General features: G+C 68.1%; 16 protein-coding genes and 1 pseudogene. 10 read left to right on the top strand and 7 right to left on the bottom strand.

Features of this window, described 5'->3' with window-relative positions; all coding sequences use genetic code 11:
- Positions 1-76 precede the first annotated feature (76 nt).
- The 4 genes from WME76_RS33105 to WME76_RS33090 all read left to right on the top strand — a co-directional run bounded on the left by WME76_RS33105 (position 77) and on the right by WME76_RS33090 (position 3,969).
- Positions 77-787, top strand: a complete 711-nt coding sequence (locus WME76_RS33105) for a thermonuclease family protein (protein WP_437956226.1) — start codon at positions 77-79, stop codon at positions 785-787.
- Positions 788-1,336: 549 nt separating this feature from the next.
- Entirely contained in the window at positions 1,337-2,677 is a 1,341-nt protein-coding gene (locus WME76_RS33100) for a cytochrome B6 (RefSeq protein WP_437962183.1), read from the top strand.
- A gap of 122 nt (positions 2,678-2,799) precedes the next feature.
- Entirely contained in the window at positions 2,800-3,000 is a 201-nt protein-coding gene (locus WME76_RS33095; RefSeq protein ID WP_437956225.1) for a hypothetical protein, read from the top strand.
- Between the two features lie 387 nt (positions 3,001-3,387).
- On the top strand, positions 3,388-3,969 hold the full coding sequence (locus tag WME76_RS33090; RefSeq protein ID WP_437956224.1) for a TetR/AcrR family transcriptional regulator: 582 nt from the start codon (positions 3,388-3,390) through the stop codon (positions 3,967-3,969).
- A 166-nt stretch (positions 3,970-4,135) separates the two neighbouring features.
- Here the strand turns inward: WME76_RS33090 and WME76_RS33085 are convergent, their stop codons facing one another.
- The 5 genes and pseudogenes from WME76_RS33085 to WME76_RS33065 all read right to left on the bottom strand — a co-directional run bounded on the left by WME76_RS33085 (position 4,136) and on the right by WME76_RS33065 (position 8,203).
- The gene (locus WME76_RS33085) at positions 4,136-4,408 is read right to left on the bottom strand and encodes a hypothetical protein (protein ID WP_437962243.1); all 273 of its coding nucleotides are present in this window, start codon (positions 4,406-4,408) and stop codon (positions 4,136-4,138) included.
- A gap of 128 nt (positions 4,409-4,536) precedes the next feature.
- Positions 4,537-4,749: pseudogene (locus WME76_RS33080) on the bottom strand (NAD(P)-binding domain-containing protein); the annotation flags it as partial.
- Between the two features lie 3 nt (positions 4,750-4,752).
- On the bottom strand, positions 4,753-5,634 hold the full coding sequence (locus tag WME76_RS33075; protein ID WP_437956223.1) for an NmrA family NAD(P)-binding protein: 882 nt from the start codon (positions 5,632-5,634) through the stop codon (positions 4,753-4,755).
- A 90-nt stretch (positions 5,635-5,724) separates the two neighbouring features.
- Positions 5,725-5,931 carry a hypothetical protein gene (locus tag WME76_RS33070; RefSeq protein ID WP_437956222.1) on the bottom strand — a complete coding sequence of 69 codons (207 nt, stop codon included), beginning with the start codon at positions 5,929-5,931 and terminating at the stop codon, positions 5,725-5,727.
- Between the two features lie 1,456 nt (positions 5,932-7,387).
- Positions 7,388-8,203 carry an SDR family NAD(P)-dependent oxidoreductase gene (locus WME76_RS33065; protein WP_104976861.1) on the bottom strand — a complete coding sequence of 272 codons (816 nt, stop codon included), beginning with the start codon at positions 8,201-8,203 and terminating at the stop codon, positions 7,388-7,390.
- A gap of 74 nt (positions 8,204-8,277) precedes the next feature.
- On the opposite strand from WME76_RS33065, the gene WME76_RS33060 reads away from it, so the two are divergent.
- From WME76_RS33060 to WME76_RS33045, 4 genes are all read left to right on the top strand, one after another.
- The gene (locus WME76_RS33060; RefSeq protein ID WP_437956221.1) at positions 8,278-9,180 is read left to right on the top strand and encodes a LysR family transcriptional regulator; all 903 of its coding nucleotides are present in this window, start codon (positions 8,278-8,280) and stop codon (positions 9,178-9,180) included.
- A gap of 412 nt (positions 9,181-9,592) precedes the next feature.
- Positions 9,593-9,901, top strand: a complete 309-nt coding sequence (locus WME76_RS33055) for an ArsR/SmtB family transcription factor (protein WP_437962182.1) — start codon at positions 9,593-9,595, stop codon at positions 9,899-9,901.
- Complete coding sequence (locus WME76_RS33050) at positions 9,888-10,412, top strand: SRPBCC family protein (protein WP_437956220.1); 525 nt, start codon at positions 9,888-9,890, stop codon at positions 10,410-10,412. The genes WME76_RS33055 and WME76_RS33050 overlap by 14 nt, the downstream gene beginning before the upstream one ends.
- An 829-nt stretch (positions 10,413-11,241) precedes the next feature.
- A complete protein-coding gene (locus tag WME76_RS33045; RefSeq protein WP_437956219.1) occupies positions 11,242-11,526 on the top strand; it encodes a hypothetical protein in 285 nt (94 codons plus the stop codon).
- A 151-nt stretch (positions 11,527-11,677) separates the two neighbouring features.
- On the opposite strand, the gene WME76_RS33040 is transcribed toward WME76_RS33045, so the two are convergent.
- Positions 11,678-12,442, bottom strand: coding sequence for a hypothetical protein (locus tag WME76_RS33040; protein WP_437956218.1), 765 nt, complete (start codon positions 12,440-12,442; stop codon positions 11,678-11,680).
- A 1,745-nt stretch (positions 12,443-14,187) separates the two neighbouring features.
- On the opposite strand from WME76_RS33040, the gene WME76_RS33035 reads away from it, so the two are divergent.
- Positions 14,188-14,904 carry a glycoside hydrolase family 11 protein gene (locus tag WME76_RS33035; protein ID WP_437956217.1) on the top strand — a complete coding sequence of 239 codons (717 nt, stop codon included), beginning with the start codon at positions 14,188-14,190 and terminating at the stop codon, positions 14,902-14,904.
- 171 nt (positions 14,905-15,075) lie between these two features.
- Here the strand turns inward: WME76_RS33035 and WME76_RS33030 are convergent, their stop codons facing one another.
- Complete coding sequence (locus tag WME76_RS33030) at positions 15,076-15,708, bottom strand: glutathione S-transferase family protein (RefSeq protein ID WP_437956216.1); 633 nt, start codon at positions 15,706-15,708, stop codon at positions 15,076-15,078.
- Between the two features lie 869 nt (positions 15,709-16,577).
- Between WME76_RS33030 and WME76_RS33025 the strand changes: the two genes are divergently transcribed.
- Complete coding sequence (locus WME76_RS33025) at positions 16,578-22,130, top strand: AAA family ATPase (protein WP_437956215.1); 5,553 nt, start codon at positions 16,578-16,580, stop codon at positions 22,128-22,130.
- Positions 22,131-22,281 lie beyond the last annotated feature (151 nt).

Here is a 22,281-nt window from a genome sequence, read left to right as displayed (position 1 = left end):
CGCCTGGGCAGGAGTGGAGTCCGATCGCCCTGACGAACGGCGGTTTCTGGGGGTTGATCCATCCAAGGAGGGGGCGATGACAGGACTGCTTCCGGGGTTCCGGAGGTTCATCGGCTACGTATCCCTTGTCGCTCGGAGGCGGAGGCTCCGCGAGCCGCCGGATCTGCCGGGCCCGCGCTTCCCCGCGACGGTGGTGAGGACGGTCGACGGGGACACGCTCCACGTATGCGACGAGCGGGGCGTGGACCACGCTATCCGCATGCTCTCGATCGATACGCCGGAGACACACTTCCTCGGCGCCTCGCAGGGCTACTGGGCCGAGATGGCCGCCGCGCGGCTGTCCGAGCTGCTCCCCGAGGGCGCCGCGGTCGAGATCCAGACCGACGAGCAGCCGTGCGACGCTTACGGCCGCGTGCTCGGGTATGTCATCTCGGGAGGTCAGCTCATCAACCGGCTGCTCCTCGAGGAGGGCCTGGCGATGACCTATATCGTCGCCCCGAACCTGCTCCACGCCCAGGAGCTCTCCGAGGCCGCGCGGCGGAGCTTCTCCGCGCGGCGTGGCATGTTCGGCGATCCCAGCGTCCTCCTTCCCTACGAGTTCCGGTGGAGCATGAGGGGCCAGTCGAGCGCGAAGCTCGTCGGCAGCCTGTCCCGGGGCGAGGTGTTCGACCTGTCGGAGCGCGAGCAGGTGCCCTGCTGGGATCGGGTGTTCTTCTTCGACGCGCGCGACGTCAAGGAGCCCTTCGTCCGCATCGCTCCGGCGAGGCGCGCGCGCGACGGAGGTTAGCCGCCCAGACCCTCGCTGTCGCCCGTCATCGCGTTGCGCTGGCGGGTCGCCCTGAGCGCCGCTGCCACACGCGTGGCAATTTGCTACATCCGCTCCCGCGCCCGATACCGATGGCCCTCGCCCTGCATCTGCGAGGTGGAGCGAGAACAGAAGGGGTTTCCCGCGCCGGGCGCTCCGCCTTGCGCTTCGTCCGGAACGCGCGCGTGGCGGACGCGACCCTGGCACAGGAGCCGCCTCTGGACGGACCGCCTCATGGTGCCTGGCCTGCGTGCCTGGCGAGCTTTCATGCTGCATGGTCCGGACAGGCGCGCCGGAGCGCCGGTGCGCGCGGTCGTTCGTTCCACATCGATCGTTCCCTCGGGAAGGAGCGCTTCTATGCCTGTGAAGAAGATGGATGTGTCGTGCCTTGTCGCGTGCACCGCGGCGCTCTCGCTCGGCCTCGTGCATTGCGCCTCGACGCCGGGCGCGGCGCCCGAAGATCCCACCGGCCCGCGCGAGGCCTCGCCCGCCGCGGCCGGGACGATCGCGCCGGCGGGGCCGAGGGCGCCCATGAACGCGAACCCTCCGCCCGGCCCGGACACGCCGCGCACGAGCTACCTGCCGGTGGAGGACAAGGAGCCGTTCGCCGCCATGGTCGCCCGGATGAAGGCCGACAAGCCCGCGGTGATGAAGCGCCATCAGACCCTGCTCGACGAGCGGTACGACCTCTCGAACCGCCCGGCGCAGGGCGTCACCATGTCGCGCGGCAAGCCCGTCCAGGCCGGCGTCCGCGTGAAGCTCTCGAAGGGGACGACGTGGGAAGGGCTGGCCGCGCTCGCGCCCGACGCGATCCGGGAGCAGGGGCTCTGGCCGAGGGGCTTCCTGCCGCTGCCGCACGCGAACCACCCGGAAGGGGGGATGGTCTTTCCGAAGTTCCACATCGACGAGCTGAAGCGCCAGACGGCGCGTGACCTCACGCGCTTCGATCTCGACTTCGACCTTCCGGATCACATCATCTCCGAGTTCCCGGCGCCGATCTACCTGACCACGCGGCCCGACCTCGGCGACGTCTCCCGGGGGCAGCTCGTCACGATCGACAACTTCTACGAGATCTTCAACGGCATCCTGACGCCGAAGCAGCTCGAGGGGCTCCGGTTGCTCGTCACGCCGTTCCCGCAGATGCAGTTCAACGCCACCGCGGATCGGCGCTCGGAGCGGGCGAGCCTCGGCGTCGCCTGCTTCGATTGCCACGCGAACGGGCACACGAACAACGCGTTTCACCTCGTCGGCGACACCCGGCCGCAGGAGTTCCGGCACCGGGTCGACACCCCGACGCTGCGCGGCGTCAACATCCAGCGCCTCTTCGGCTCGCAGCGCGCGCTAAAGACCGTCGAGGACTTCACCGAGTTCGAGCAGCGAGGGGCCTACTTCGACGGTGACATCGTCATCGCCGTCAAGAAGGGCATCAACATCCTCGACCGCGGGCACCAGGTGCACGCGATGTCCGAGTTCCAGGAGATCCTCGACTTCCCCCCTGCGCCGAAGCTCGGCGTGGACGGGCGCCTCGACCCCGCGAAGGCGACCCCGGAGGAGCTCCGCGGCGAGCAGGTCTTCCACGGCAAGGGCCGGTGCGGGACGTGCCATGTGGCGCCCTACTACACCGACAACCTGATGCACAACCTGCGGGCGGAGCGCTTCTTCAAGCCCGAGCTCATCAACGGCCGGATGGCCACCGCCGACGGCCCCATCAAGACCTTCCCGCTCCGCGGCATCAAGGACAGCCCGCCCTACCTGCACGACGGCCGCCTGCTCACGCTGGAGGACACCGTGGAGTTCTTCAACCTGGTGCTCGGCACCAAGCTGACCGCGCAGGAGAAGGCCGACCTCACGGCGTTCCTGCGGGTGCTCTAGTTTCTGGTCCCGCCTGTCAGAAACCCTGGCGGGACTGTTCCGCGGGGGCGAACCGTCGCGATCCGTTGGATCGTCCGAGATTTGGGGAGAGTGTGACGGCGGATCGCACCCCCTCGGGTGGCATGGGCCCAACCCGGGCCCGACCGCCGGACCTCGGGCCCGGGGAGTTCGCGATGGCCGATCCGTCGCCTCGGGCGGCCGTCGTCGCCTCGCTCGCCGGCACCCTGACCCGCGCCGTCGCCCTCGGGGACGAGGTGGCTGCCCGGGTCGTTCACGAAGCGATCGGTCGGCTGCTCGGGATGTCGGTGGCACCGGAGGGGTGAGCACGCTTGCGGCGCGCCGCCTCAGCCACGACGCGCATCGCCTGGGCGGTTGGACGTTCCCCACTGCCGTCAGCATCACCCCGGTCGCACGAGGCTGCGCGGCAACTCGCTACTCCCTGAGACTGCCGGAGAGCAGGCCGGGCTGGAGAACTGATGCCAGCACCACCTCTCGGTGCGCATCGACAGGAGACCGAGGCGCACATCGCGACCTTGCGCACGGCCCTTGGCGCCCAGCTGCCTGGGGATGAGAAGGCAAGGGCTCGCTCGGCCGGCCGCGAATCCACCAGATGGTTGGCAACATCCATGAAGATGTGGGTTACAATAAGCTGTCAACCACAATCCATCGGACTGCGCACTGTCCGACCGAAGTCAGGGGAGTCATCAGCGATGAGGAAGTCGAGGGAGGAAGCGGCGAAGACCCGGGAGCGGATCGTGGCCGCCGCCGCCGCGGAGTTCCGCCAGAACGGGATCGATGCCACCGGGCTCATCGAACTCATGAAGGCGGCAGGTCTCACCCACGGCGGGTTCTACAAGCATTTCGACTCGAAGGATCAACTCGTCGCCGAGGCGTGTCGGGCCGCCCTGACCTCGGCAGATAATCCCAAATGGGCCGCCGCATTGAAGACGGGCCGGAAGGGCCTGAAGGCCGCGGCCGCCGCCTACCTGTCGGCCGACCACCGTGATAACCCGCGCGAGGGTTGCCCGTTCGCCGCGCTCGGGAGCGAGCTGGCTCGGGCCGACGAGGCGACGCGGGCGGCGGTAACGGAGGGTTTCTTACGGGGGATCGACCTGTACGCCGAGTACTTCGACACCGTTACGGCGGACGAAGCCAGGAAGCGGGCCATCGTCATGGCCGCGTTGATGGTCGGGGCACTGACGCTGGCCCGCGTCGTGGCCGATCCGGCTCTGTCAGACACGATCCTGCGAACCACCGAGAGGGCCGTTGTCCGACTCCATTCCGAGGAGTGATCCGCGGTCGAGCACGTGTGCGAACTGAGCCGTTCGAGGCGTAGACGTCATCGTCTCCCGGCACGAACTCGCGCGGGGGCCGGAATCCCCGCCTGTCCGCGCAGGACGCCGAACCCGTAGGCCGCGTTCGGGATGGCGGTACGGACACTCCGGCGGGGTGGGCCGGCTAAATCGGGAACCGACCCTGCAGCACGAGGTTAAGACCGGCCAAGGGGCCGCCGACCTGCTGGAGCCGTCCGCCGACGGCCAAGGAGCCGAGGTCTACGCAGGCGAATCCGATGCCCTCCAGGACGGTGCGCAAATTCCCCTTCGCCAGTTCGTCGTCGCCAGAGATGAAGAGGACGGTTCGCGGCTTACTATCCGAGTAGTTCTGAATCCAATCCATCGGGACGCTATTGAACGCCTTGAGGACGCGCGCACCCGGCGCGAGATCCGCCACGATCTCGCTCGACGTCTTCCCTGAACTGAAAGGTCGCCGAGACGCACGGGGTTGTAGCTCTCGAAGCGGTTGGTTGCGTCGATCAGGGCACGCCCGCTCCAGTCGGGCACCGCGGCCAGGGTCTCGGGCACCAGGTGCCACATGACCGCCAGGATGACGAACTCTTGATCCGCCGCCTCAGTCGGCGTGCCTGCCCGTGCGCCGGGCCCGAGATCCCGTATGAGATCGGACAGCGTGTCGGGGCCGCGGCTGTTGCTCAGTACGACCTCGTGGCCGTGGGCCAGCAGGTGTTTGGAAAGCGTCTGGGCAACAGTGCCCGCGCCAATAAATCCGAATTTCATGATTCACTGCGCCGAGGGGTTTGCCGCGAGCTCCCGGAAGAACTCGCGGTAGTTGGTTGGCTTTCGGCCGATGAGACGCTCCAGGTCGCCGGTCACCTCGGCGAACTCCCCGACCGCGATCGCGGTTAGCCACTCGATCGCGAACTCCGCAAACGGCTTCGGCATCCCCTCGGCTACCGCTTCGGAGACGTACTGTTCTGGGGATATGGTTACATAGGGGATCTGACGGCCGGTCGCCTCGGAGAGGACTGACGCGACGTCGGCAATCGAAAAAGCCTCGCTGCCACCGAGCGTGTAGGTCTTGTTCTCGTGTCCGGACTGCGTCAGGACGGCGGCGGCCCCTTCCGCCAAGTCGATGCGCTTAGCAAGTGCTGCGCGGCCGCTGCTCGGCGGCACCCGGATGCCTGACGTCAAGGCCCTCTGGCCCATCAACATTGGCACTACATCCAGGTAGAGCGAGTTGCGCAGGATCGTGAAGTGCATCCCCGAATCGGCCAGCGCCTTCTCGGTGCGGTCGTTGGTATCGGTCGCTTGGGAGATCTTGAACGTTGACCCGGGCCGCTTCTGAATCGATGTGTAGACAACGTGACGGACATCGGCAGCCTTGGCGGCCCGGAGGGCGTTCGCCTCCTGGGTCGCGCGGTCGCTGAACGCGACGGACGAAACCAGGAACAACGTTTCCACCCCGTCGAAGGCGCGAACCAGGGAGTCGTAATCGGAGTAGTCACCCTTCCGGACGTCGACGCCCGCGGCGGCGCGCCCGGCTAGCTTGGCCGGATCGCGCGCCATCGCGGCGACATCTCGCGAGGGCAGCTTTCGCAGCAGGAGGTCCAGCGTCGCGCCGCCGAGCCCCCCCGTGGCACCGGTCAATAGAATCTTGCTCATATCGATTCTCCTTAGTTCATTGTGGTGTTGTGGATCGTTACTTGCCCGCGAAGCTCAGGGTGGGGACCGGTTGCCCACTCTTCTCGGTGCTCAGTCGGGTGTCATCGCCGCGGGTGCGGCTGCGGTGTCGAGCGCTTCCCGCAGCAGAGCGTTCTTGCCGTCGAGGGCGATCAGCAGCCCCGCGTAAGTCTGCTTGTACAGCTTGCCAGTTTCTGGCGCCTGAGCCTCAACGCTGTACTCGGCGAACAGCGCGGCGGCTACGGATGGTTGTCTCACGTTGCCGAGGTATGCCAGCAACAGTTCCTTCGCCGACCGAGGATTCCTCGGTCGTCTTGTCGGGTGTGGTCACGAGACAAGTTCTTTCATTGCCGATTGGGCGGTCGCTCGTCACGGAAAGCGCCCGGAGTCATTGGATTATACACGACATCTAAATTATGGCAAGCGGCTTCTTCATGTCGGTGGAGGCGGGACTACACCTCGCCAACTCGGGGTCGCGGACGCCAAGTCTCGGGGTCGACGACGCTTCAGGTCGGGTGAACGGCGACGAGGGCGCTGCGGTCGGCTCAGCAAATCGTGCCCCAGATGGAGCTCCGCCGTGGGCGCGCGCGGGTAGGAAGCGAGAGAGCGTTCCTGTCGGCCAAGCCGTGCCCGGCGCCCGTCCTCCGCGGTACTGAGGGCGTCGCCGATGGCGCTCACCCCCCGGTCGCCACCACGACGCCGAGCCGCGGACGCACAGCGGCCTCCACGCCCCGTAGCGGAGCGCGTCGTGGCTCGCCGTGGCTACGCGGCATCGAAGTCGAACGTCATCTGCCCGTCGGTTGGGTCACGCGCAGCGGCGCGCGGGGGCGGCGCCGTCGGAAGCCCGAGGTGGGCCAAGATATTATCCGGATCCCTCGTAACTTCAGGTAGCTCGTCATCCCGCCGGCGAAGCACAGCCCGGGCAACGTCCCCTGGATGACCACGCGATCCCAGCAAGACAGTACCCCGGAGATCTGGTCCTCATAGCGATTGAGCAATGTCGTCATGACGGCAGCCTGCGCTCGCGTTCGCCTTTGGCTGCGCGCCGCCCAGCGCCTGGGCTGGTGCACCACTCGGACCGCGGTCGTGGTCCTGCCCCGCTTCCGTCCCATCCCTGCCTCCTGGTGCCGTCGGGGGTGTCGACGGAAGCGGGGCAGGACCATGCCTCGGCAGCACCTGGGTACCTTACGGCGCGATCATCACGGTACTGCGCTGGTTCGGGAAGGCGCCGGTCGTCCCTGTCTACGATCGCGAGACGATCCTCCGCGAGATGCGCGAGGTAGGGTTCGTCGAGATCGAGGAGAGGGAGGTCGGTGCTGGGGGGATGGTTGCGTTCGTCGTGACGAAGAAGCCGGGGTAGCGCGCAGGTCGCTGCGACCGAAGATCATGCGACCGGGTTGCCGGCGACGCGCGCCGGCGGGCTCAACGCCGCGGCGAGGGAGGCGCACGCGGCGCGCGAGTGCGGGCCCTCAACCGTGGGCGTTGCGGCGGCGGAGCGCGCTCCGTTGGGCCACACCGGAGCCGCCCTCGGCGGCGAGACAGGCGGAAACTATCAAAATTGCTACTGTTTCCAGCGACCGCTCGCCAGCGGCTTTTTTTCTGGCGGGGCGATTCCGCGGGGACGAACCGTCGCGATCTGTCACTTCACGCGGGAATTTGGGGGCACCCGACCACCGATCGCACCCCCTCAGGAGGCATGGGCATACGGATGCCACGGCGCGGACGTGGGTCCCGGTCACGGAGTGAACGCGGTCGCCGTCGCGACGGCCTCGCACGCGTCCATGTCGGCGGCGATCTCGGCGAGCTTTCCGCGCACGAGCGCGACGGCGTCCGCGCCGAGCGGAAGGCGGAGCGTGGGTGCGCCCGCGGCGACGGCGGCGACGATCGCCCTCGCCGCCTTCGCCGGATCTCCGTCCTGGTTACCGGCTTGCTGCGCGACGTAAGCGCGCGTCGGACCGACCGTCTCCACGTACGCGGCGCTCTCGGTCATGCTCTTGAACGCATGGCCGAAGAGGTTCGTCCGGAAGGCGCCCGGCTCGACGATGAGCACGCGGATACCATGGGCCGCGACCTCCTTCGCGACGCACTCGGAGAGGCCCTCGAGCGCGTGCTTCGCCGCGCAGTACGCGCCGAAGCCCGCCGCCGTGGTGAGGCCGCCGACGCTCGTGAGCTGGACGATCGTGCCGCCCTTGCGCTCGCGCATCTGCGGGAGGACCGCGCGCGTCAGGGCGGCAGGGCCGAAGAACATCGTCGCCATGACGTCCTGCAGCGTTTCGTCGTCCGTCTCCTCGAGCGCCCCGATGATGCTGTAGCCGGCATTGTTGACGAGCACGTCGACCGCGCCGGCGCGCTCGATCGCCGGGGCGATCGCGCCGAGCTCGCGCACGTCGAGCTTCAGCGGGACGACGCGATCGGGCGCCTTGACGGCGAGCTCCGCGAGCGCCGCCTCGCTCCGCGCGGCGGCGATCACGCGATCTCCGCGGGCGAGGACGTCCTCCGCGAGCGCCCTGCCGAAGCCGGAGCTCGCACCCGTGATGAGCCATGTCTTCATGCCTCGAGCCTACGGCCCGATGAACGGCGGCAAAAGGCGTCGAATCGCGGCAGGTCTTGAAGTAAAACTAACGAATGGATCTCGCCGGTCTCACCGCGCTGCTGGCGGTCGCGGAGAAGCGGAGCTTCACCGCCGCGGCGGCGTCGCTCCGCGTCACCCCCTCCGCGGTGAGCCAGACCATCCGGGCGCTCGAGGAGCGCGTCGGCGTCCGGCTCGTCCAGCGCACCACGCGGAGCGTGGGCCTCACCGAGGCCGGCGAGCGCTTCGTCACACGGCTCCGACCGGCGCTCGCCGACGTGCAGGGCGCCTTCGATTCGGTCGCCGAGCTCCGCGATGGACCTGCGGGCACGCTGCGCCTGAACCTGCCGCGCATGGCGTTCGGTCGACTGATCGAGCCGCACCTGCCCGCCTTTCTCGCCGCGTACCCGCGCATCCAGGTCGACCTCGTGCTCCAGGATTCGCTCGCGGACATCGTCGCGACCGGCTGCGATGCCGGGATCCGGCTCGGCGAGACGGTGGAGCGCGACATGATCGCGGTCCGCATCGGGAACGACGAGGAGAGCGCGATCGTCGGCGCTCCCGGGTACTTTGCCGCGCGCGGGGTGCCGCGGAGGCCGCGCGATCTCGCCGGCCACGAATGCATCAAGTACCGGCGATCGTCCGGGGAGATCTATCGCTGGGAGCTCACCGAGCGGGGGCGCGATATCGAGGTTACGGTCGAAGGCCGGATCACCGCGAACGATGGCGAGGTGATGGTGCGGCTCGCACGCGCAGGGCTCGGCCTCGCGAACGTGCTCGTCAGCTTCGTCGAGGACGACCTCGCGACCGGCCGGCTCGTACGCGTGCTCGCATCGTACTGCCCGCCGTTCCCCGGGCTCTTCCTCTACTACCCGAGCCGCGTGCAGCTCGCGCCGAAGCTCCAGGCGTTCGTCGACTTCATGCGCGCCCGTACGACGCGACGACCCGCCCGTCGGTAGCCGATGCGCAGGTGCATGCACATGTCGCGCAATCGCGCATGCGTGCACGATGCATCACGAAACGAAAGACCCGTCGGAGACGGGGTATCTCGATCGTCATCACTAGAGTGCGCGGCGATGAAGCTGCTGCTCCCTTCCTTCGGCGTCGCGCTCCTCGCTTCCGCCTGGATGCCACGAGGAGCCCGCGATGTACCGCGCGACCGCGGCGGTACGGGAACGCGATCCCGGCGACGGCGGCGAGTCGTTTCCGTGGCGGCGCAGGCTCGCCCAGGACGGGGCGTTGTTCGGCCATCTGCACGTGGTCTTCCTTGACGGGGCTTATCACGAAGACGGCACCGAGCTCGTGTGGAACGAGCTCGGTCACCTGCGAACGCGCGAGGTCGGTCAGGTCCTGGAGCACGCCGTCGGGCGGATGCTCCGTTCCCTCCGGCGGCACCGGCGTCTCGAGATACGAGCCGACGCTTCGATCACGGACCTCGCCGAGAAGTTTCACATGACCCTCACGGGCATGAAGAAGCACGTCGGCGTCCTCGAGCGGGCCGGGCTCGTCACCACCGAGAAGGTCGGCCGCGTGCGTACCTGCAAGCTCGGCCCGCGCCCGCTCGACGAAGAGACGGCGTGGATCGAGAGGTACCGCCAGCTCTGGGCCGCACGCTTCGACGAGCTGGACAAGGTCATCGAGGAGCTGAAACGAAAGGAGAACGTCGATGGACGCAAGTAAAGAGAGTGAGCCCCAATTGACGAGTGATCGCACGACGGTGGAACCGAAGTCCGATCGCGAGATCGTCGTCACACGGACCTTCGATGCCCCGGCGCGCATCGTGTTCCTGGCGTGGACCACGCCGGAGCTGTTCAGGCGGTGGTGGATACCGAAGTCGATGCCCGTGCCTCTACTTTCCTACGAAGCGGAAATTCGCACCGGCGGCAGCTACCGCCTGGTCTTTGGTCACGACGCCGCGCAGCCGATGGCGTTCTTCGGCACGTACCTCGAAGTGACACCGCATTCGCGCATCGTGTGGACGAACGACGAAGCGGGCGACGATGGCGCCGTCACGACCGTGACCCTCGAGGAAAAAGGCGGCAAGACGCTGCAGGTGCTGCACGAGCTCTATCGATCGAAGCAAGCGCGCGACGCCGCCCTGGCCTCGGGCGCGTACAGCGGGATGGGCGAGACGTTCGACCAGCTCGAGGAGCTTCTCGTCACGCTTGGTACCACGGCGCGATCGTCCTGAAGCCATCGCGCGGGAGGGGCGCCGGGGAGCGCGGTCCTCCTTCTCGGCGCTGCGCATTCACGCGGGCGGCGCGAGGCGCACGAGGGCCGCCGCCTCGGCACGCGCGCGAAGAGGGCGCGGAGCTCGGGCGGGATTCTCTGCCAATGCACGCGTCGTCACCGGCCGCGGCAGCGTGTCGTCGTCTTCGCGTGGAAGGCAGGGAGCTCGAGGAAACAGCGACCGTTGCGGCGGACGACGGCAGGCCGTCGTGCTCGCTGTCATGACCCGATGCGTTTGGCCGCGCCGGTTCGGCGCCTTGAGCCGGTAGGCGATGCGCCCGTCCGCCAGTTCCGAGAAGCGCTCGAGCGAAGGGTGGCCGAGCGCCGTAGCGAAAGAGTCGTTCCCGCCCCTCGCGGTCGTGGGCGGCAAGACGTACGCCCATCGGACGGGCCGCTTATTCTCCGGCGGCCGGTCGTCATCGAGCGGTGTTCCTGGCGGGACTGTCCCGCGAGGGCGAACCGTCGCGATCGTCCACCAGAGGAGCGTGTCTTCATGGGGCCGAGCGGGTCCCTGCCGGGGTACTTGAGCCGGTACGCGATGCGCCCGGCCGAAAGTCGCGAGACGCGATCACTTCCCATCCGAGCGGGCCGACCCCCCGGTTCAACCTTCGCCGTATTCCAGCAAGACTGGAAGCCAAAAAATCGACATCGGCCCGTGCCCAAACCGGCTCTCCCACGTTCTCCATCGGGTGAAGGGGCCGGCGGCAACGGCGGGCCGCTTCCGGGGCGCCGCGCTGCATGGGCCGGCCGGCTCCCCTCCATCCACACGTTGCGAGCTGCAGAGCTGGATCATGCGCAAGACTTACCTCATGGCGTCGATTTTCATTGCGACCGCGCTCCTCGCGGCCGGCTGCAAGACGGGGACATGCGCGGATGCCGTCGAGCACGCCGCGGCCTGCGGGGTCGACGACCTCGAGCTCGATGACGACCTCGCCGGCTGCTCCGAACACGAGGCGTGTCGCGCGTCGTGCGTGCTCGACGCGCCCTGCGACGAGATCAAGGCGTCTTTCGCCGGCGGCACGGACCGCAGCACGGAGGTCTGGCGCTGCTACGAGCAGTGCCCTCTCTCCGATTGATGGCCATTGTACCGATCGGGCTTTCTCGGCGCTCGGCGCTCGTCGGGGCGGCCGCGCCCTCGGCCTCGTACGCGGCCTCCGTGCAGTGGCGCGTGGCGTGGCGGCGCGCCGGCCCCGGCCCCGAGCGCCACAGATCATGCCAAGGTTTCAATCATGGCCACAACGTAAAGAACGTGTTGCCAGCCAACGTGCGGAACCTCGCGAATCTGGGCCCTGGACTTCCAGTCCCTGCGGCTCTCCACCCGAACAAGCCTGTTGAGCTTGGGTCCCGGATGGCGGCCCGCGACCGAGCCACATCGATGGCATTCTGTATAAAATTCCGAAAATCCGACTGCATTCGATCGTTGTCGTTGTTCGCGATGTTGACCATCTGCTGCAGCCGACGACGAACCCCATGATCGTGGTTCGGATAATCGGAGAACCCATCGAACTGATTGGCGGCGCGAATGATGTCGATCAAATTTCTCGCCCCGGGTGCCCCGAACTGAGAAGGATCGTTCGCCAGTCGATTCTCCAGAACCCGTTGCATCCACCCCATGCTATCCAATGTTTCTGCTGCCAGGTAGTCTGCGTGGGAAGGGCCGCGGGCCTCCGACAATAACAGTCTGGCGACAGCTCCAGCTTCAGTGGCAGGATCCGGCAACTCTATCGCAGCGTCGACCACAACCCTCAGTGTCGCCTGGACTCCGGACCGTGTCGCCGCAGTCACCGTTACAGCGCCACTGCCTGACGTTGTGGCGAGCGCGTCGAGGTAAAACGAGAAATTGCCAACGGCGCGTATGCGAGGTGTGCCATCGACGCCAACCACATCAGGATCACTGCTCGTTATTCTGGGAAGGCCATCCGGGCGTGGAACATCGGCGAGCTCGATGCCGGCCGAAGAGTTCCCTTCGGCGCTCGATATGTGAATGGTCACATCCGTAACATCTGTTCCATGTCGCCGAAAACGCATATATCACCTTCACATGGCGCAAGGCCCAGATCGACGCTCTGCTCCTGCATCACTCTCCAGGCCTGTGCAAGGCCAGGGGCTCTCCCGGCGACTCGCAATCCCGCGGCAACGAGTCAACCCGCTTCTTCGTCGCGAGATAACTGCTACCTCCCAAGGCGGCTTCGTCGGGTGAGCGAATCTGCGATTCTGCGTAACGCAAAAAAACATCCGATCGAGGCTCTTGAGCTTCCTGAGTGCGCACGGGGGTACAGCCTACAGACGGCAGGCAGAACAAGCGCGCAACCCAGATGGAGCCGCCGAGCGCACGGGCGAGCTTGTGGAGTTTGAAGAGCTGCGCCCCTCCTCGACCGCCGGATTGCCCCCCTGGCAGCATCTCCATGACCGTCCGTAGCGCAAGCGCCCGACCAACGCCAGCGTGAACGTCGGCGCAGCGCCGGTTGCCTGTCCCCCTTCGCGACGAAGGAGGAAGCGATGGCAACGAGGGTAGAGGGGGTCGAGCGATGGGAGCGCAGCGGGCTGATTGCCGAGAAGCTCGCGCGGCACGAGCGGTACGAGCTTTACCAGCTGTGCTGGTGCCGCTGGAAGCTGCGGGCCTGCGGACCTTCGCAGCCCCTGCCGTGGTCCTCGACGGAGGCGCCGCGCTCCCTGCCGGTGCAGTGGTGGCCGACGCCTGGCAAAGCGCCACGTCGAGCGCCTGCGCGTGGGTCACCGTCGGCACGTCGGAGTCCGTCTTGTAGATCCTCAGCCACAGATCCATCTCCTGCGCGTGGTTTGCGGCCAGCCACGCTTCGAACGTGGCCTCATCAGGGAAGCTCTCGATCCTGCGCTTGTCGGGAACGATGGGCGCCATCCGGTCGGTCTCGCAACGCGCCCACCCTGCGCGGAGCCAGCAGAGACGCCAGCGCGGAGGTCGTCGAACGCCGACTCGCCCGACCCGCCGCCCGGTCACACCGAGCGTCCGCCGACGCCCGGTGACGAGCGCCCGCGCCGCGGAGCTCGGGGGGGTCGAGCTGGCCGATCGGCGTTGACATCCGCGACGTGAACGTTCACAATGAGACCTCATCCTTACGCTTTCCCCTGAGTGGGCCGTCATGAGCACCGGGACCTCCGTCATCGGGATCGGGATCGATCCCTTCACCGGCTCCCATTGTTCGGTCGTCGCGGACACATGCGACGGCGCGTTCGCGGGCGCCGCGCACAGGCCTCCACGACAGGGCCGCTGTGCATTTCTCGCGTGGCCGCTCAGCTTCGAGCAAACAGGCCTCCACGACAGGGCCGCTGTGCATTTCTCGCGTGGCCGCTCAGCTTCGAGCAGACAGGCCTCCACGACAGGGCCGCTGTGCATTTCTCGCGTGGCCGCTCAGCTTCGAGCAGATCGAGTCGCTTCACGCCGGGAGGGGCCTTGTGCAGCCCTGCCGGCGCGCGGCGCCTGGTCGATCTCGCTCCAGCGCTTCGAGCGCGCTCGCCTGCCGAGCGCGGCCGGCGAGGCCCGCTGGTCGCAGGCGATCTTCGACGAGATTCGCGCGCCTGGCGCGCCGGGCGATGGCGCCCGTCGAGGCCTCGGCCCCCCTGTCGGCGTCAAGCCACCGCCGTCACTCTGCATCTGATAATATCGCACCTTCTTGATGACCAGGCTCGGTTGCGATGCACAATCGGCTTGACGTAACTGCCAGTCACGAACAATAGATAGGCCAAGAAAGGCGATCGCCATGAACAACATCACCCGGCTCGGCGTGTGCTCCGCCCTTGGGCTCCTGCTGACCAACTGCGTCATGGATGGCGCAGAAATGGACATGAACGAGACCGATCTGACCGCCGATCAGAGCGCTATCACGATCAACTCGAATCGAACCGGAACGGACGGCCAGTGGTACACGTTCTGGAAAGATGGCGGGTCGGCCAGCATGAATTTGAACGGCGGCGGCAACTACGCCGTCAATTGGGCGAACGGCAACTATAATTTCGTTGGCGGCAAGGGCTGGAGCACTGGGTCGTCGAGCAGGAACATTGGCTACAACGCCGGCGTCTGGTCGACGGGCAGCAGCAATGCATATCTGACTCTCTATGGGTGGACGACAAACCCACTCGTGGAATACTACGTCGTTGACAGCTGGGGCAGCTGGAGACCGCCGGGCGGAACGCCGGCGGGCTCAGTCACCACGGACGGGGGCACCTACGACCTGTACAGGATGCAGCGAGTCAACGCGCCCTCTATCATAGGTAATACGACGTTCTATCAGTACTGGAGTGTCCGAAGGTCGAAGAGGGCCACCGGGGTCAACAGCACCATCACGTTTTCCAATCACGTAAATGCTTGGGCGTCAAAGGGGTGGAACCTCGGCACTCACAATTACCAGGTGATGGCAACGGAGGTGTTCAACCCCTCGAGCAGCGGCAGCTCCAACCTGACGGTGTGGCAGAATTAACGTACGGGGCCATCGACGACGGCGCCATCGCCGTCCGGATACCCGACCACGCGAAGAACGCCGCAGCGCGCAGGCTGTCTCACCACGTCGCCGTAGCGCACAGGGCAGGAAGAGGACGCGGCGCTCCTACGGCGCTCGCCGAGGCGCTCCGCTTCAAGCCTTCAAGGCGCTCTAAGCCCCAGGCATCTTGAGGCCGCGCTCGTCCATCACGGCTTTGTTGCGCGCCTCGCTCTTCGCGTGCGCCGGGCGGGCTCTGATCCGCTCGGCGTATCCGGTGAAGCTCGGGCGCGGCTCGAGCATCTTGAAGTCGAGCATGTACGCGATGGTGCCGCCGAAGATGACGTCGGCCATCGAGAACTCCTTGCCGAGGACGAAGTCACGGCCAGAGATGGCCGATTCCATCGTCGCGATCATGTCGTCGTAGTTGCCCCAACCGGCGGAGCCGGCGCGGAACTCCCAGTTGCTGGCCTTGGCCATCGAGCCGGGCTCGATGACGGAGGGGGCGAAGAGCGACCAGCGAAAATACGTGCCGCGCGCCGCGTCGTCGAGCTTCGGCGCGAGGCGGCCCGGGGCATAACGATCCGCGAGATAGAGGCCGATCGCCGCGGATTCGGTGACGATGGCGTCGCCGTCGATGAGCAAGGGCAGCTTGCCCATCGGATTGAGCTTCGTGACGTCCCCCTTCTTCTGGTCGCCGGCCATGATGTCGACGAACTTGAGCTCGTACTCGACGCCGACTTCCTCGAGCATCCACACAGTGTTGGCGGCGCGCGAAAACGGGTGGTGGTAAAGAACGATGGCCATGGTGGTGTCTCTTTCTCCGTTCCTTTCCGCCGGTCGGTCGGCGGCGCGGCGGAGGCTACCAGAGGCCGGCCCCGTTGGGCGCGGCGCCAGGTGCGGCAGGTTGAATTCCTCCGCCCGCCGCGTTCATGGCTCCCGCCTCGGCGCGTGGCGGCCTCGACCGCTACCCGGCGATGATCACCGGCTCGATCCGCGGCCACACGAACGAGAGCGCGCAGGCGCCGCGTCGGCGCCTCCCAAGCTCGTCCTGCGGGCCGAGCACGCGGGCCTGCGCCGCAGGCTGTGGGGAGTGAGGGCGGCCCCCTGGATGGGATGAGGCAGCCCAGGCGGCGCCTGGACCTGTGATGCCGACCACACCGGTGATGCTGCGGGCCCTTGACCCCGGGCGACGCGGCGGCGGAGGGCGCCCCGCTGGGCGGCACCGGAGCCGCCTTCGGCGGTGAAGCAGGCGGCAACCATGGAACCGCTGCTGCTGCCGGCGGCCGCTCGTCATCGCCCGGTTTCTCTGGCGGGATGATTTCGCGGGGGCGCACCGTCGCGATCCGTCACGTTCGCCGGTGTTTATCAGCGCTCTTCGATCTGCCGCTCTTCGTCTCGCCGGGGATGCCGCTCTTCGTCTCGCCGGGGATGAGGAGCACGTTGGGCCGCTCCGCCTCGTGGAGCATCTTCAGCGGCCGCCAAGGGGTGCGCCGAGCGTCCAGACTCCAGGGCGGCGTTCGAGGCGTCCTGACGACCTCACGCGCCTGCACACCCGAGCGTCGCACGAGCTGGGCGTGGTCCAAACCCCCCCCGGTGCCAAGTCACACCCTCTGGAATATAAAAGTAGCTGGTCGCAGCGCGTCGCCTCAACGGGCGAGCTAGCAAGGTTTGCGATGATCGTCGAGAGAGGCTACCTGCTCCGCGAGAAGATCGAGGAAACCGCCGATTTCGCCCTGTACCGCGCATGCCGCGAAGGCGACAGCGTCCCGGTCTTGCTGAAAATCCTGCGCGCGGAAGGATCGACCGGCGCCGAGATCGCGCGCTTCAAGCACCAGTACGAGCGCGTGGCGCGCCTCGCCTCGCCCCGCCTCGTCGCGCTGCGCGGCGTCGAGGCGCGCGCCGGCTCCTTGATCGTCGTCCTCGAGGACTTCCCGGGCCGCGATCTCGCGCGGATCCTCGCCGAGCGCCCGTCACGCAGGATGCCGGTCGGCGAGGCGCTCGATCTCGCGGCCGCGCTCGCAGAGGGCCTCGCCGCGGTGCACGCGGCCGGGCTCGTCCACCGCGATCTGCGCCCGCAGAACGTGCTCGTCGGCGCGCGCGGCGCGGTCAAGATCAATGGCCTCGGCGTCGACGCCGAGATCACCCGCGCGCACGAGCGGCTCTACGCGCCGGCGGTCATCGCCGAGGTGCTGCCCTACGTCTCCCCCGAGCAGACAGGCCGCATGAACCGCGGCGTCGACTACCGGACCGACCTCTACGCGCTCGGCGTCATCCTGTACCAGATGCTCACGGGTCAGCGCCCCTTCGAGTCCCTGGACCCGATGGAGCTCATTCACGCGCACCTCGCCCTCGCGCCCGCGCCGCCGTCCCGCGTCGATCCGGCCATCCCCGAGGCCGTCTCCGACGTCGTGCTCAAGCTGCTCGCGAAGAACGCCGAGGAGCGTTACCAGAGCGCCGAGGGCCTGCTCGCCGACCTCGATCGCTGCCGCGAGGCCCTGCGCTGCACGGGGACGATCGAGCCCTTCGTCGCGGGCCAGCGCGATCGTCAGGACCTCTTCCGGATCCACCAGAAGCTCTACGGCCGCGAGCAGGACATCGAGGCGCTCACCGCCGCGTTCGAGCGCGCGCTCGAGGGCAGCCGTGAGATCGTCATCGTCTCCGGCTACTCGGGGATCGGGAAGTCCTCGCTCGTGCACGAGATATTGAAGCCACTCGCGCGGCAGAAGGGCTATTTCACGAGCGGCAAATACGACCAATACAACCGCGGCGCGCCCTACAGCGCGGTGATCCAGGCGTTCGACGGCCTCGTGCGGCAGATCCTCACCGAGAGCGATGAGCGCATCCTCCGCTTTCGGAGCGCGCTCCTCGAGGCGCTCGGGCCGAACGCGCAGGTCGTCTGCGACGTCATCCCGTCGCTCTCCCACGTGATCGGCCCGCAGCCGCCCGTCCCGGCGCTCGGCCCGATCGAGGCGCAAAACCGCCTGAACCGGTGCTTCTTGCTGTTCGTCTCGGTGTGCGCGCGGCGCACGCACCCGCTCGTCCTGTTCCTCGACGATCTTCAGTGGATCGACCCCGCGAGCCTCGTGCTGCTCCGCGCGCTCCTCGCCGACGACTCGCTCGATGCGCTCTTTTTCTGCGGCGCTTACCGTGACAACGAGGTATCGCCCGGGCACCCGTTCGTCGTGGCGATCGAGGAGCTCGAGCGAGCCGGGCTCGTCGTGCGCGACATCGTCCTCGCCCCGCTCGCGCGCCCGCACCTCATCGAGATGCTCTCGGATAGCCTCAAGCGCGGCGACTGTGGGCCGCTCGCCGATGCGGTGCAGAAGAAGACCGGCGGCAACCCGTTCTTCGTCAAGGAGTTCGTCCGGTCGCTGCACGACCACGGCGTCCTCGCGTACGCAGCCGGATCAGGCTGGCGCTGGGACCTCGCCGCGATCGACGCGCTCCGGTACACGGACAACGTCGCAGACCTCATGGTGCGCACCATCGCGCGCCTGCCGCCGGCGACGGTGAAGGCGCTCAACCTCGCCGCGGCGATCGGCAACCGGTTCGACCTCGAGGTGCTCGCCGCGGTGAACGAGTGCTCGCCGGAAGACGCGTACGCCCGGCTCGATCCCGCCGTGAGCGAGGGGCTCGTGATCGCCGGGCGCGGCGGCTACCGCTTCGCCCATGACAAGGTCCAGGAGGGCGCCTACGCGATGATCCCGGAGGTGGAGCGACCCGCCTTCCACCTCCGGATCGGCCGGCTGCTCGCGGGCAAGCTGGACCTCTCGGAGAGCCAGAGCCTCTTCGACGTCGTCCGCCACCTGAACAGCGCAGGCGACCTCGTGTCGGACCCCGCGGAGCGCCTGCACCTCGCCCGCATGAGCCTCGAGGCCGCATGCCGCGCCGAGGACTCGGCGGCCTTCGGCGCCGCGCTGCGCCACCTGCAGTTCGGCCTTTTACGCCTTCCGGAGGACGCGTGGGCGTCACAGTACCCGCTCCGCCTCGAGTACGCGAAGAGGACCGCCCTGATGCTCTCGCTCTGCGGCCGGCATGACGACGCCCTCGCGATCCTCTCCGATGGCCTGGAGCGGGCCGCGAGCCGGCTCGATCGCACCGAGGTGCTGCGGCTCAAGATGAACGTGCAGGTGCTCAAGAACGACCTGCCAGCCGCGCTCGCGGAGGGGCTCGAGGCCCTGCGCCCGTTCGGGATCGACCTGCCTCCCTTCCCGGACGACGTCATGCTCGACGCCCAGGTGCGGGCGACGATGGATCTCGTGCGGGAAAGGACGATCGAGGCGCTGCCAGGCCTGCCGCCGCTCGAGGACCCGGAGATCCTCGCCATGCAGGACGTGCTCCAGGAGCTCTTTCTCCCCTGCTACTTCCTGGCCACCAACAACCTCGGCATCACGGTCGCACAGATCCTCGAGAACACGCTGCGCCACGGGCTCTCGAAGAGCTCGATCTTCGGCTGCATGAACTTCGGGATGCTCCTCTGCGCCCGCGGCGACATCGCGCTCGGCTACCGCTTCGGCCGCGCCGCCGTCGACCTCGCGGACCGCTGCACGGACAGGAAGTCCGAGGCGATGCTCCGCAATATGTGGGGCGCCTTCGTGCAGCATTGGCGAGAGGGCTACGCCACCTGCAAGGCGTCGCTGGTCGCCGGGGTCCACGCCGGGCTCGAAACGGGCCAGTATATCTGGTCGTTCTACAACACGGTCAATGGCATCACGAACAGCCTCCTGCGCGGCCTCCCGCTCTCCGACCTCCTCGCCGAGGCGCAGAGCTACCAGCCGATGCGCAAGCTCGACGAGTTCAACGCCATCACCTGGATGGTCGGCGCGGTCGGACAGATCGCGCACCAGCTCTCGGTCGAGACCGAGCGCCCCGCCACGCTCAAGGGGGCGTGGGTCGATATCGACGAGGTGATCGAGGAGTCCCGCCGCATCGACAACCAGGCCTCGTTCTTCTTCGCCCACTTCTACATCGTCGTCCTCTGCGTCTTCCAGGGGGCGTTCGTGGAAGCGGCGCGCGCTGCGCTCTCGCCGAACATCGAGATCCCGGCCGTGGCGGCCTGGCACGGCAACCCCGCGTTCCATTGCTACGCAGGCGTCGCGCTCACGCAGGCGGCGGACGTCGTCTCCCCGGAGGAGCGCGCGCGCTTCCTCGCCCGCGCCGAGGTCTTCGCCGAAAGACTCTCGCGCTGGGCGGACCTCTGCCCGGAGAACCTGGCGCACCGCCGCGCCCTGCTCCTCGCCGAGCTCGAGCGCGCCCGCGGCGACGCGCGCGCCGCCGGGGACCGCTACGACGAGGCGATCGCGCTCGCGCAGCGCGGCGGCTATCTCCACGACGAGGCGCTCGGCAACGAGCTCGCGGGCCTCTGCTTCCGCGCGCTCGGCAAGGAGACCATCGCCGGCGCCTACCTGACCAAGGCGCACAGGGCGTACGGCCGCTGGGGCGCGACGGAGGCGATGCGGCGCCTCGAGCGCGCGTACCCCGACCTCGTCCCGGGCGAGGGCCTCCGCGGCGAGCGGAGCCCGCAGGCCGGCGCCGCGCTCGACGTCGGCTCGGTGCTCAAAGCCTCACAAGCCATCTCGGGCGAGATCGTCCTCGACCGCCTGCTCGACGCGCTCATGCGCATCATGGTCGAGAACGCCGGCGCGCGGCGCGGCGTCCTCCTGCTCCTGCGTGACGGACGGCTCGTCGTCGAGGCCGAGCACCACATCCGGGATGCGTCGGTCCACGTGCTCGGCGCGGCGCCCCTCGAGGGCCGTAAGGACCTGCCGGCCAGCGTCGTCACGTACGTGGCGCGGACGCGCGAGACCGTCGTGCTCGGCGACCTCGCGATCGACGGGCCGTTCGGGTGCGATCCCTGCTTCGCCGGCGGTGCGCCGCGCTCCTCGCTCGCCGCGCCCATCGTCTACAAGGGCCGCCTCGCCGGCGTGATCTATCTCGAGAACGACCTCACCCGCTCTGCCTTCACCCCCGATCGCGTCGAGGTGATCCGGCTCCTTTCGGCCCAGGCGGCCAGTTCCATCGAGAATGCGTGCCTCTATGCGGATCTGCAGCAGGAGAACGCGGAGCGACGGCGCGCCGAGGAGGTGCTCCGCCATTCCTACTCGCTCCTCGAGGCCACGCTCGAATCGACGGCGGACGGCATCCTCGCCGTCGACGACGAGCAGCGCGTCGTGCGTCAGAATCACAGGTTCGCGGCGATGTGGCGCATCCCGGACGAGATCCTCTCCACCGGGTCGGACGAGACGTTCCGTACGTTCGTCAGCGACCAGGTCGTCGATCCCGAGGCGTTCCTGCAAAGGATCCGCGCTCTCTATGCCTCGCCCGAGGAGTCCGGCTTCGACACCATCCCGTTCGTGGACGGGCGCGTCTTCGAGCGTTATTCGCAGCCCCAGCGCCTCGGCGGGCGCGTGGTCGGGCGGGTCTGGAGCTTCCGCGACATCACCGCGCGCGTGCGCGCCGAGCAGCAGCGCGATCAGCTCCTCCTGGACGAGCGGCGGGCGCGCACGGCAGCGGAGGAGGCCGTGCACCTGCGGGACGAGTTCCTCTCCATCGCCTCGCACGAGCTCCGCACCCCGCTCACCAGCCTGCAGCTCGCCATTCAATCGCTGGGGCAAAGGCTCGCGCGGGGCATGGACGTCGAGCGCGTGCGAGCCGCGGTCGCCCTCTCTGGCCGCCAGGTCAAGCGCCTCACCGGCCTCGTCGATATGCTCCTCGACGTCTCCCGGATCCAGGCGGGGAGGCTCGAGCTGTGCACAGCGCCCGTCGAGCTGCGCGCGCTCGTGGACGAGGTCGTCGCCCTCCTCGGCCATCAGATCGCGCAGTCAGGCAGCGCGGTCGCCGTGCGCGCGGAGCAGCCGGTCATCGGCCGGTGGGACCCGCACCGCCTGGAGGAGGTCGTGACCAACCTCCTCACCAACGCGATCAAGTTCGGGGAACGCCAGCCGATCGACATCGCCATCACCCGGGAAGATCGGGTCGCCCGGCTCTCGGTGACCGACCGTGGGATCGGGATCCCGGCCGAAGTGCAGGCGCAGCTCTTCGAACGATTTCGCCGCGGCGTCTCGTCGAAGCATTTCGGGGGGCTGGGGCTCGGCCTCTACATCGCCCGCACCATCGTCGAGGCGCACGGCGGCCGAATCTGCGTGTCGAGCGAGGTCGGCCGGGGCTCGACCTTCTGCGTCGAGCTGCCGCTCTCGACCGAGCGCGCGGGGGAGTTGTCGTCGTAGCGGTTGCCTCGAGCGGCTTCCTCGCGGCGGTCGACCCGTCGCCTCGATCCGCCGTGGTTGCGTCGCTCGCCAGCAGCGCCGTCGCTCTCGGGGATGAGGTGGCCGCTCGTGGCGTCCTCGGAGCGCCGAGCAGCGCGCGGAGAGCGTTGGC

It is taken from the genome of Sorangium sp. So ce119, assembly GCF_051524405.1.
In the GTDB taxonomy this organism is placed as follows: domain Bacteria; phylum Myxococcota_A; class Polyangia; order Polyangiales; family Polyangiaceae; genus Sorangium; species Sorangium cellulosum_G.
Note: the sequence above shows the minus strand (reverse complement) of the source record. Positions and strands in the feature narration are given on the sequence as shown.

Coding starts and splice junctions, on each gene's coding strand:
- WME76_RS33050 (WP_437956220.1), top strand. CDS start 9,888: ATGGACGCAAGTAAAGAGAGTGAGCCCCAATTGACGAGTGATCGCACG.
- WME76_RS33100 (WP_437962183.1), top strand. CDS start 1,337: ATGAACGCGAACCCTCCGCCCGGCCCGGACACGCCGCGCACGAGCTAC.
- WME76_RS33065 (WP_104976861.1), bottom strand. CDS start 8,203: ATGAAGACATGGCTCATCACGGGTGCGAGCTCCGGCTTCGGCAGGGCG.
- WME76_RS33045 (WP_437956219.1), top strand. CDS start 11,242: ATGCGCAAGACTTACCTCATGGCGTCGATTTTCATTGCGACCGCGCTC.
- WME76_RS33025 (WP_437956215.1), top strand. CDS start 16,578: ATGATCGTCGAGAGAGGCTACCTGCTCCGCGAGAAGATCGAGGAAACC.
- WME76_RS33090 (WP_437956224.1), top strand. CDS start 3,388: ATGAGGAAGTCGAGGGAGGAAGCGGCGAAGACCCGGGAGCGGATCGTG.
- WME76_RS33060 (WP_437956221.1), top strand. CDS start 8,278: ATGGATCTCGCCGGTCTCACCGCGCTGCTGGCGGTCGCGGAGAAGCGG.
- WME76_RS33105 (WP_437956226.1), top strand. CDS start 77: ATGACAGGACTGCTTCCGGGGTTCCGGAGGTTCATCGGCTACGTATCC.
- WME76_RS33055 (WP_437962182.1), top strand. CDS start 9,593: ATGCTCCGTTCCCTCCGGCGGCACCGGCGTCTCGAGATACGAGCCGAC.
- WME76_RS33035 (WP_437956217.1), top strand. CDS start 14,188: ATGAACAACATCACCCGGCTCGGCGTGTGCTCCGCCCTTGGGCTCCTG.
- WME76_RS33030 (WP_437956216.1), bottom strand. CDS start 15,708: ATGGCCATCGTTCTTTACCACCACCCGTTTTCGCGCGCCGCCAACACT.
- WME76_RS33095 (WP_437956225.1), top strand. CDS start 2,800: ATGGGCCCAACCCGGGCCCGACCGCCGGACCTCGGGCCCGGGGAGTTC.
- WME76_RS33075 (WP_437956223.1), bottom strand. CDS start 5,634: ATGAGCAAGATTCTATTGACCGGTGCCACGGGGGGGCTCGGCGGCGCG.